Source organism: Actinomyces respiraculi (assembly GCF_014595995.2).
GTDB classification, from domain to species: Bacteria; Actinomycetota; Actinomycetes; order Actinomycetales; family Actinomycetaceae; genus Actinomyces; species Actinomyces respiraculi.
In genome coordinates this window covers 144,893-155,583 of the sequence record NZ_CP063989.1, presented here as the reverse complement: position 1 = coordinate 155,583, position 10,691 = coordinate 144,893, and the positions used below count along the sequence as shown (strand labels likewise).

At 71.2% G+C, this 10,691-nt stretch carries 9 protein-coding genes and 1 riboswitch; of the genes, 2 read left to right on the top strand and 7 right to left on the bottom strand.

The features are described from left to right. Positions 1 to 99: 99 nt before the first annotated feature. The 7 genes from ID810_RS00645 to ID810_RS12605 all read right to left on the bottom strand — a co-directional run bounded on the left by ID810_RS00645 (position 100) and on the right by ID810_RS12605 (position 7,976). Positions 100 to 1,086 (bottom strand): ABC transporter permease, encoded by a 987-nt coding sequence (locus ID810_RS00645; RefSeq protein WP_166856951.1) that lies wholly within the window; start codon positions 1,084 to 1,086, stop codon positions 100 to 102. Next, positions 1,083 to 2,144 carry an ABC transporter permease gene (locus tag ID810_RS00640; RefSeq protein WP_243856638.1) on the bottom strand — a complete coding sequence of 354 codons (1,062 nt, stop codon included), beginning with the start codon at positions 2,142 to 2,144 and terminating at the stop codon, positions 1,083 to 1,085. Before ID810_RS00640 ends, ID810_RS00645 begins: the two co-directional genes overlap by 4 nt. Positions 2,145 to 2,508: 364 nt before the next feature. Next, complete coding sequence (locus tag ID810_RS00635; protein WP_166856949.1) at positions 2,509 to 3,243, bottom strand: ABC transporter ATP-binding protein; 735 nt, start codon at positions 3,241 to 3,243, stop codon at positions 2,509 to 2,511. Continuing rightward, entirely contained in the window at positions 3,240 to 5,129 is a 1,890-nt protein-coding gene (locus ID810_RS00630; protein WP_166856947.1) for an ABC transporter permease, read from the bottom strand. The genes ID810_RS00635 and ID810_RS00630 overlap by 4 nt, the downstream gene beginning before the upstream one ends. Positions 5,130 to 5,195: 66 nt before the next feature. Beyond that, entirely contained in the window at positions 5,196 to 6,284 is a 1,089-nt protein-coding gene (locus tag ID810_RS00625) for a thiamine ABC transporter substrate-binding protein (RefSeq protein ID WP_166856946.1), read from the bottom strand. A gap of 49 nt (positions 6,285 to 6,333) precedes the next feature. Continuing rightward, positions 6,334 to 6,439: riboswitch (TPP riboswitch) on the bottom strand. Positions 6,440 to 7,201: 762 nt separating this feature from the next. Further along, positions 7,202 to 7,699, bottom strand: coding sequence for an IS110 family transposase (locus tag ID810_RS12610; RefSeq protein ID WP_279586947.1), 498 nt, complete (start codon positions 7,697 to 7,699; stop codon positions 7,202 to 7,204). After that, positions 7,599 to 7,976: an IS110 family transposase gene (locus ID810_RS12605; protein WP_279586942.1), complete on the bottom strand. Its 378-nt coding sequence runs from the start codon at positions 7,974 to 7,976 to the stop codon at positions 7,599 to 7,601. The genes ID810_RS12610 and ID810_RS12605 overlap by 101 nt, the downstream gene beginning before the upstream one ends. Before the next feature lie 668 nt (positions 7,977 to 8,644). Between ID810_RS12605 and ID810_RS00615 the strand changes: the two genes are divergently transcribed. Continuing rightward, positions 8,645 to 10,066, top strand: coding sequence for a DUF418 domain-containing protein (locus tag ID810_RS00615; protein ID WP_166856944.1), 1,422 nt, complete (start codon positions 8,645 to 8,647; stop codon positions 10,064 to 10,066). Positions 10,067 to 10,132: 66 nt separating this feature from the next. Continuing rightward, on the top strand, positions 10,133 to 10,441 hold the full coding sequence (locus tag ID810_RS00610; RefSeq protein WP_166857167.1) for a DUF4235 domain-containing protein: 309 nt from the start codon (positions 10,133 to 10,135) through the stop codon (positions 10,439 to 10,441). Positions 10,442 to 10,691: the final 250 nt, after the last annotated feature.

Here is a 10,691-nt window from a genome sequence, read left to right as displayed (position 1 = left end):
TGCTCATTCCTGTTGGTGATACCCGTGACGGGTATGGGGTTGCGGATGGACCGGCCAGGGGCCGGGGTCTGGGGGCCGCACGCTGCGGCAGGAGGCGGGCTAGACCCGCGGGTCGATGACGGCCGCGAAGGCGTCCACGAGGAGATTGGCGACGACGACGAAGGCCGCTGACACGATCGTCACGCCCATGACGACGGGCACGTCCACGGTGCCGACGGCGTCCATGAGCAGGGAGCCCAGGCCCTGCATGGAGAAGACGCGCTCGGTGATGACCGCGCCGCCGAGCATCCCGCCCAGGTCGAGGGCGAAGTAGGTGACCACCGGCAGCGAGACGTTGCGCATGACGTGGCGTCCGATGACGCGCCGCTCGCTCAGACCCACGGCCCGGCCGGTGCGCACGTAGTCCTCACCGAGGTTCTCGAGCACCTCGCCGCGCACCATCCGGGCGTAGACGGCTGCGGAGATGAGGGCGAGGACGGTCCACGGCAGAACGAGGTGCCACAGCCAGCCCACCGGGTCCCGGGTGAGCGGGACGTAGCCGGCGGTCGGCACCAGGCCGAGGGTGAAGCCGAGCAGGAGGATGCCCAGCAGACCCAGCAGGTAGGAGGGGGCGGAGACCCCCAGGACCGTGCCGGTCATGATGACGCGGTCGAGCCTCGTGCCCCGGCGCAGGGCGGAGACGACTCCCGCGACCACCCCGATGACGAGCCACAGCACGGCCGCACCCACCGCGATGGAGGCGGTGACGGGCAGGCGGGTGAGGATGAGCTCGGTCACCGGCGTCGACAGGCGGAAGGAGTAGCCCAGGCAGGGGGCCGAGCAGGCGATCGCCCCCGTCCCGGAGCCGAAAGTCCGGCCCTTGATGATGCCGACGACGTAGTGCCAGAACTGCGTGTACCAGGGGTCTCCGTAGCCCATGAACTCGCGCGCCCGCTCGAGGTTCGCCGGCGTGCAGGGCTTGCCGCAGGCCAGGCCGGCCGGGTCCGAGGGCCACAGGGAGAAGATCGCGAAGGTCACGAAGGTGACCACGAGCAGCACGAGAAGAGTCTGGACGAGCCGGGAGCCCAGGAAGCGCAGGCGGTTCATCGGTGCTCACCGGTCCTGGGGTCGAGGGCGTCACGCAGCCCGTCGCCGAAGATGTTGAAGGCGAGGCTGACGAGGAACAGGGCGGCGCCGGGGAAGAGCAGGTACCAGGGGTCGGTGCTCACCCAGGTGACGGCGTTGCCGATGGAGCGGCCCCAGGAGGGTGTCGGTGGGGCGACGCCGACGCCGAGGAAGGACAGTGCGGCCTCGGCGGTGATCTTGCCGGGGATGGAGATCGTGGTGAAGACGATGATCGTGGCGACAAGGTTGGGCAGGACCTGCGTGAGCAGCACGTGCAGCTCACTGGCGCCCATGGCCCGCGAGGCGCCGACGAAGGCGCGCACGCGCACCGCCAGGGTGCGGCTGCGCAGGACGCGCGCCGTCGACGGCCAGCCCAGGACGCCGATGATGACGATCATGACCAGGACCCGGGGGGCGGTGGCGGGGATGAGCGCGGAGATGGCGATCATGAAGATGAGGTGGGGGAAGCCCAGGGTGACGTCGGTGATGCGCGAGATGAGGGCGTCCCACCAGCCGCCGACGTATCCGGCGCTCACGCCCAGGCCGATGGCGATGAGCATCGACAGCAGGGTCGCGCCCAGGCCGATGGACAGGGAGGTGCGCGTGCCCTCGACGACGATGGCGAACAGGTCGCGGCCGGTCTGCGGCTCGATGCCGAAGGGGTGGGCGGCGCTCACGCCCCCGAAGGGGCCCACCGGCAGCCCGAGGTCGTCGAGCAGGTCGAGGTTGTAGCTGTAGGCGTCCACGCCGACCGCCCGGGTGATGACCGGGGCGAGGATCGCAACAAGCGTCGTGAGCACCACGATGACGGCTCCGACGACGGCGCCCCGGTCGCGTCCGAGTCGGCGGGCAACGGCGCGTGGGCCACTGGGGCGGCCCGCGGCGCGGTCGGCGTCGTCGGCTCTCGGACGGGAGGCAGCAGCGCCGCCGGTGGTCGGCTGGGAGGTGGCGGCGTCGTCGGCGACCAGAGGGGAGACGGCGGCCGGCTCAGCGGTCACAGAGACACGAGGGATACGGGAGTCCTGTACGGACGAGGCCACAATGGCACCTCACGGGGTCGGTGAGCGCGTGAGCGCGCTCGAGAGCGAATGGGTGTGAAGCTGTCGTCAACGACAGCAGCAGCAACACATTCGCTTGGTCATGCGACCGGGACCTCTCAACGTGGGTGATGGGTGGCCGTGCTCGGGCGGGTGCCCGGCGGCTGGTCCCGGACGCTAGCAAGGTTCTGACCAACAGGTCGATACCCTCGCGCAATCTGAGACGCGCCTCTCACCCCTCCCCCCTCCCCGCGAGAACTGGTGTTATCCCCCACCAAAACTGGGGTTAGCCCCCACGAGAACTGGGCGAGCAGTTCTCGTGCCGAATAACACCAGTTCTCGTGAGAAGGGAGGTGGGCGCGAAGGATCACCGGCCCAGGACCCGGGCGACGTCGTCGTCCACGTCCTCGCGCAGCCCGGCCATCGTGCCGACGGCTAGCAGCCGGCCGGCAACCATGACACCCACCCGGTCCGCGACGGTCTCGGCCTCGGCGTGGTCGTGCGTGACGTACAGGGCGGTCATGCCCTCATCCCGCAGGATCCTCGCCAGGTCCAGGGACAGGGACTCGCGAAGCGCCCGGTCCAGGGCGGACAGGGGCTCGTCGAGCAGGAGAAGTCGGGGGCGCGGGGCCAGGGACCGGGCCAGGGCCACGCGTTGCGCCTGCCCGCCGGACAAGGTGGCCACCGCCCGGCGCCCGTAGCCGGGCAGGCCGACGAGCGTCAGCACCTCGGCCACACGGGCCTCACGCTCGGCGCGCGGCAGGTCGGCCAGTCCGTAGGCGATGTTGCCGGCCACGTCCCGGAAGGGGAAGAGCTGGCCGTCCTGGAAGACCATGCCGAAGCCGCGCCTGTGGACGGGGACGGCGACGACGTCGCACCCCGCCCAGCGGATCGTGCCGCCGGCCACGGGCTCGAGCCCGGCGACGGCGCGCAGGAGGGAGGACTTGCCGCAGCCGGAGGGGCCGAGGAGGGCCAGGACCTCGCCGTCGGCCACGGTCAGGCTGACGGCGTCGACGGCGGTGACGGGGGCGCTGCGGCTCGCGCCGCGACCCGTGGCGGGGTAGACGACGCTGAGGTCCGTGACCTCAAGGGCGGTGCTCATGCGGTCTCCTCACGCGAGTTCGAGGGTTGTGTCCCGACGTCGATAGCTGACGTATCGACCTCGGCCCGTACCCCTCGAACTCGGCGAGAGCGAAGATGAGGCCGACGGCGAGGGTCGGGTTGGCGGCGAGGTTGGCGGCGCTGGCTCCGCAGGTGCGCGGTCTGGGCCCACTCGCAGCCCAGCATGAGCGCCGCCGTCCCGGCCGCCAGGATGACGCCGGCGGCCAGCCCCATCCCCTGGTTCTGGGCCCCGGGCGAGCCGATGAGCCGGTAGAGGACCACCGGCAGCGTCTGGGTGGCGGGCCGCGCGAGGAAGGACGTGGCCCCGAACTCCCCCAGGCTCGTGGCCAGGGCGAAACCGGCTGCGAGCCCTCCGGCGCGCAGCAGGTGCGGGCCGTCCACGCTGGCGAGCACTCGCCCGGGTCCGGCGCCGAGCGTGGCGGCCGCCTCCCGCTGGCGCGGGTCGATGGCCCGCAGCGCGGGCAGGAGGGTGCGCACCACGAGGGGCACGGCGACGACGGCCTGGGCGAGCGGCAGGATCCACCAGGAGCGGGTCAGCGCCAGGGGCGGGCGCGTGAGGGTGATGAGGAAACCGAAGCCCACGGTCACGGCGCTGACCCCCAGCGGCAGCATGAAGGCCGAGTCGAGGGCGCGGACGCCGCGCCGCAGCCAGGGCGAGCGGGGGCGGCGCGAGACGACCAGGGCCACCGCCACCCCGATGGTCAGGGAGATCGCGGCGGCGGTGACGGCAATCCTTAAGGAGTTGGCGCCCGCCTCCCACACGGTGACGGTCAGGGCGTTGCGCCCGCCGGTGGCGCCCAGGTCCGTGTAGTTCGCGAACGTCCACCGCCCGGCGCGCCTGAGGGAGCGGCCGAGCAGCACCGCCATGGGGCCGATGAGCAGCCCGGCGACGACGGTCAGGGTCAGCAGCATGGCCGGGGCGTCGCTGCGCCGCAGGGGGGTGGTGGGCACGTCCAGGTGCAGGCGCAGGGCGGCCTCGTGGGCGGCGCGGGCCCGCTCGCTCACCCACAGGCTGACGGCGATGACGGCCAGCTGGAGCACGCTGAGGACGGCGGCGGCACGCAGATCGAGGTACTGGGCGGTGAGCACGTAGATCTCGGTCTCGATGGTGCCGATGCCGGGACCGCCGAGGACGAGGACGACGCCGTAGGCGGTGGCGCAGAACAGGAAGGCGAGCGAGGCGGCGGAGGCGATGGAGGGGGCCAGGCTCGGCAGGGTCACCGTGAGGAAGGCCCGCCAGGGGCAGGCGCCGAGGGTGCGGGCGGCCTCGACGGCGCGCGGGTCGAGGCGCGACCACATGGTGCCGACGGTGCGCACCACGAGCCCGTAGTTGAAGAAGGTCAGGGCGGCGACGACGGTGACCGTGGACCCGGCGAGCGCGCCGTCGAACCAGCCGCCCAGTGGGCCGCCGGTGGTGACCAGCGCGTGGAAGGCGACGCCGACGACGACGCTGGGCAGCACGAAGGGCACGGTGACCAGGGCCCGTAGCAGGTCGCGTCCGGGGAAGTGGCGCCGGTAGAGCACGAGCGCGCCGGGCACGCCCAGCACGACGCACAGGACGGTGGCGGCGATGGCCTGCAGGAGGGTCTGGCGGATGATCCGCCATGTGCGCTCGCGGGCCAGGACCTCCCCGAAGCCGCTGAGGTCGATCACGCCGTCGGGGGCCAGGCCCCGGGCAACGAGGGTGGCGACGGGCCAGGCGAAGAAGATGCCGAGGAAGACGACCGGCAGGCCGACGGCGAGCGCCCAGCCCGCGCGCTCACCCGCCGTCGTCCCGGGCCGCCGTGCCGGTGATCTATTTCGCCCCGCGGTCCTCCACGAGAGCCGTCGAACCGGTTCTCGTGGGGGGATAACACCAGTTCTCATGGGAGATATCACCAGTTTTCGTGGGGGATAACACCAGTTCTCGTGGGGGGTGGGGGGTGGGGCTGGTCACGCGCCGACGGCCTCGGTCCAGGCGGCGAGCCAGGCCTCACGGTTGGCGTCGATGTCCGCCGGGTCGACGGCGACCGGGTTCCGGCTCAGGGTGCCGAAGGTGGAGATCTCCTCGCTGAGCTCGGCCTCAGTGTTGACCGGGTACATGTACATGTTGTCCGGGATGGACTCCTGGACCTCGACCGACAGCATCCACTCGATGAAGGCCTTGCCGCCCTCGGGGTTGGCGGCCCCGGCGAGCACCGCGGCGTACTCGACCTGGCGCGTGGCGGTGGCCGGGACGGCGGCGGTGGACGAGGACGTGCCGTCCTCGCTGACGGTGGCGGCCGGGGAGGAGGCGTAGGAGACGACGATGGGGTAGGCACCGCCCTCGCCGCCGCCGGAGAAGTCCGTGTAGTAGGCGTCGGACCAGCCCTCGTCGATCTTGGCACCGCCCGCGACAAGGTCCTTCCAGTACTGCTGCCAGGCGCCCTCACCGAAGTGGCCGATGGTGGCGATGAGGAAGGCGAGCCCGGTGGAGGAGGTGGAGGGGTTGATGAGGACGCTCAGGCCCTTGTACTCGGGCTTGGTCAGGTCCTCGAAGGTGGTGGGCTCGGCCAGGCCGTGCTCGGTGAACCAGGTGACGTCCGTGTTGAGGCAGACCTCGCCGAAGTCGATCGGCACGAGCGCGGGGGTGTCCGCGACGACGTACTGCTCGACCTCGACGCCGGAGGGCAGGGTGACCGTGATGGCGGTGTCGATGACGCCCTCGTTCAGGGCGCGCGAGGCGAAGGTGTTGTCGATGCCGAAGACGGCGTCGCCCAGAGGGGCGTCCTTGGTCAGGACGAGCTTGTTGACCAGCTCGCCGGCGTCACCGGCGGCCACGAGCTCGAGAGTGAGGCCCGTGCTGGACTGGAAGGCGGCGATGAGCTCCTCGGGCACGTTGAAGGAGTCGTGGGTGAGGACGGTGACGGTGCCGCCGGCCTGGGTGCCGCCGTCGGCGCTATTGGAGGACCCGCAGGCGGCGAGGGTGAGGCCGAGGGTGCCGAAGGCCGCCCCGGAGAACAGGGTGCGGCGGGAAATCTGGCGGTTCGTAAGGGTGTTCATGGTGGTCTCCTGGACGAGTGTCAGGAGGGCCTGCGCGGTGTCGAGGCGCGCAGGGAGAAACTCGACTTCCTTCGCCGGTGCTAACCGGAGCAGGTTCGAGGGTCTGCGGGCGGGCCGCACTCTCAGCGCCGGTCGGCGCTCCCCTGTCGTGTGGTCGCAGGATACAGCGTCGCCGACGTGCTCACGCATCAGCGTCCACACCCGCCCGAACTCCTCGGGTGAGTCTCGGGGTGATGTCAGGATCCTGTTCATCCTTGCGGGGGATGACGCACGGCATTGGCGGCAGTTCCGGGGATTTGTGGGGGTGGGGACGCTTCTGGCCGGTCGTGGTGGTGGTCTCCTCCGGCACGCCCCGCCGCGCCCGTGACGGTTTGAGCCTGGTGCCGGCATCCGTTGTCGGCCGGCCGGCGAGGCTGGGGGCGTGCCCCGCGGGGTGGCGGCAGGGGGGTGCCCCTATGTGGTGTGTCAAGCGGCGGCGGGTAGTTGCTGGGGTGGTGCCGGTGGGTCGTAGAGGGCTCCGTCTCGGATCATGGCGTGCAGGGTGAGGATGCGTCGGTGGGCCAGGGCGATGAGGGCTTGGCCCAAGGCGCTTTGCCTTGGGTGATCTTGCGGTCGTAGTAGGCCCTGGAGGCGGGGTCTGAGCGTAGTGAGGCGAAGGGTGGAGCCGAACATGGCACGCTTGAGGCGCTTGTTGCCGGCGTGGGAGACGTACTCGCCTCTGATGGAGGTGCCCGATCGTCTGGTGACGGGGGTCAGGCCGGGTGTGGGAGGCGAGCTGGGCGCTGGTGTCGAAGGTCCGTCCGAGGGTCTCGGCGAGAAAGACTGCGGCGGCCGGGGCCCCTGGCCCGGGCATGGGTGGTGGGGACCGGGCAAGAGAGGGTGGGCCACCCGCCGTGTCCTCGACCTGCGCGGTGATGTCATGTCTCTGGGCGTGCAGGGCGGCCAGCTGTCGGGCCAGGCGGCACCGACGCCGGCGGCACTGGTGCCGGCCACCACCACGCTCTGGGCCTGAAGCGCGTTGATGATCTTGTTTGCCCACGTGGTGTGGCGCCTGGGCGCCGTGCGCCTCGGGGCCTGGCGTCGATCCTGGCTCTGCCGGCCTTGCGCAGGGTGGTGGGGGTGGGCCAGGCGGCGATCACCTGAAAGGACGGCGTCGTGCTCGAGCCAGGGGGCCAGGACCTTGGCCAGGGCGGGGCGGGGCCTGGGTGCGCACGGGCCCCCGGATCCGGTTGGCCGTCTGGTTGACCTGGCGGGCAAGGTCCAGGCCCGGACCCGGTGAGCATGCTCAACGCGGCAGCGTCCTCGTCGCTGGCGTCAATCTCTCGCAGCGTGTGGGCCATGGTGCGGGCCGCCTGGGCGATCACGGCCGCGTCGCGCGCGTCGGTCTTGGCGTTGCCCGGGCATCGGTTGGCGATGCGCCTGATGGACAGGCCAGGAAGGGTAGCCCACGGTGAATGCCCATGTCCTGGGCGAGGGCGAGTGCCAGGGCGCCTGGTGGTGGCGCACCTGGTCAACCACCACCAGGAGCCGGCCGTGACAGGCCAGCGTCTGGTACAGGTCGCGGAGCCTGGCCTCGTCGTTGGGCAGGGCCTTGTCAAAGACCTTCTTGCCCTGGCTGGTCACAGCAGTGGCCCAGTGCTCGCACTTACCGACGTCGATACCGACGAAGACGCCGATGTCATCGACCTTCATAGTGGATGCTCCCTTGCGTGGCAGGACGAGCCAGCCTCTCGGCGACCAGCCCCGCACCCACACCTGCGCAAGACCTTGCCAGTGGCAGGCCCTTCCCCTGATCAGCGCTCACCAGCACGCCGCACGACGACCGGTGACTCTCACCCCCCCCCCGGATCATTCGGTGAGACAGGGGCAAGACATCATGCCGACCACCGCTGGCCCAGCCACCGGTATCCCATCACCGGCGACCACCAACAAGGTAACGGGCGTGCACGCTCATGTGACGGTTGTTAACGGTTGCACTGGGGTTTGCGGTGGTGGCCCAAGCTCCCATGTGCGTGGGCGGCCTTCGTGCACATGGGAGCCGGCGCATTGGAGAGCACCGGTCGACAAACCCTAGCAATGGCGCCGTTGTCGACGGCTGTCGAAAAGCGTGAGCGTGCAAGCCCCGGGCCCCGCGGCGCCCGCGCGCACCGCGCTGGTGTGCGTGCGGCGGGCACCAACCGTGGCCGGCGCCGACCACCGACGTCCGGGCTCCCGCAACCATGTCGCGGCCAAACACCGTACTCTCCAGACCAAAACGAGGAGTTGGGCAGGGGCCTCGGGTGAGTCTCGGGGTGATGTCAGGATCCTGTTCATCCTTGCGGGGGATGACGCACGGCATTGGCGGCGGCGAGGCTGGGTCCATGGATACCGTCAACCTGAGCTCACGAAGCTACACCTCATTCACAGGGCCACACTCTCCCCGCTACCCCGCCCCGGACGTCGCGCGCGGCTTCATGCTGCTGCTCATCGCCCTGGCGAATGTGCCGTTCTGGACGGCTCTCTGGACGGAAGCCCCCGAGCCGACGGCGATCGGCACCGTCTGGGAGTCGGTACGCGGCGCCCTGGTCGACCAGCGCTCCTACCCGCTGTTCGCCATGCTGTTCGGCTTCGGCCTCGTGGTGATGGCCCGCCGTCGGGTCGAGCACGACGTCGACTCCGTACTGGAGGCCAACCGCGCCTACCACGACTCCCTGCCTGAGGAGGGTCGGGCCGCCTTCGTGGCGGCGGTGCGCGAGGCGGCGACGGTGGACGCACGCAAGATGGTGCGCCGCCGCGGCCTGTGGATGGTCCTGTTCGGGGTGGTCCACTCCCTGTTCTTCTCCGGTGACATCATCGGCGCTTACGGCCTCATCGCCGTCATCTTCGCCGGGACCTTCGTGCGCCGGCGCAAGGTGACGATGTGGGTGGTGAGCCTCCTCGTCATCCTGATCAGCGCGGTGTTGCTGGGATGGAGCTCGCGGCTGCTGCTCGGGGGACCGTCGGAGGCCCTGGACGCGGCAACGGACCCGACCGCTGCGTCGCCCATGGCCTTCATGTCCTCGCCCTGGTACCCGCTCATCGGCCTGTACATGTGGCTCATCGCGACGCCGATGACGGTGCTGACGTCGATGGCGCTGCCCGCGTCCTTCCTCGGGGCGTGGATCGCGGGCACGGACCTGCTCACGCACCCGGAGCGCCGCCGCGGGACGCTCATCGTCGGCGGTCTGGCGGGTCTCGCGGTTGCCACGCTCACGTGGGCGTCCCTCGACGCTCTGCTCGACGGCGCGCAGATGCCCGTGTGGGCCATCGTCCTCGTCGGACCGGCCACAACCATCGTGGGTGGGCTGGCGGGAGCCTGTGGGTGGCTGGCGCTGCTGGCGGCCTTCGCCGGCGGGGCGCGTGCCGACGGCGAGCCGCTGACCGGGGTGCGCTGGCTGCTGGCCGCGGTGGGCAAGCGGTCGATGACGGCCTACCTGTCGCAGACGGTCTGCTTCGGGCTGCTGTACGGGGGGCTTGCGATGTCGGGTGCCAAGGCGCCGGACACGGCACTGATGGCCCTGAGCGCCGTGGTCGTGTGGGGGCTCGTGGCGGGGCTGTGCGCGTGGCTGGAGCGCGCGGGCCGGCGTGGGCCCTTCGAGCGGCTGCTGCGCGCCGCGGTGGCGCGTTCGGCGAGGCGCTCGCGGCTGTCTGAGCTGGCGGTGCCGTCGGCGGGGGCAGTGGCCGGAGCGCCGACTGAGCCGTCGGCGGCGGTGCCCGACTCGCCCGCTGGCCGGGCTGAGGTCTCACAACCGCGGCCGATGTGAGGCATGATCGGGTCTGGCGCGACGTCGGGCACGGCGGGCGCGGATGAGATGAAGGAGCACATCCCGATGGCGAAGTCCGGTAACAAGGCCCAGGCGGACCTCATGTGGAAGGCGACGAGTGTGGTCACCACGCTCGTGGCGGGTCTGGTGGCTGACAAGGTCGTGGCCGCGGGGTGGAAGCTGGTGACGGGTCGGCAGGCGCCGAAGGAGGAGGACAAGCTCCTCGACTACCAGCTGCTGGAGGTTGTGGCCTTCGCGGTGATCTCGGGGGCGGCGCTCACGCTCTCGCGCCAGCTCATGTTGCGCCAGGCCGCCAAATGGTACGGCGGCAAGACCCTCAACCCGCTGACCGGCACCCGTATGCTCGACTCCTGAACACGGCCAGGGCGGAGCGCTAGCACGGCAGGGGCGGAGCGCTAGCACGGCAGGGGCGGAGCGCTAGCGCAGCCCGGGGCGGGCACGGCGCCAGAACCTCCCGGGCGGGCACGGCGCCAGAACCTCCCGGGGCGGGCACGGCCCCAGAACCGCCGGCGGGCACGGCGCCAGAACCGCCGGGACGGACACGGCGCACCAGTACAGCAGGGGCGCCGCCCGGGGCGGGTGCGGCTCCCACTAGGCTGCGGGT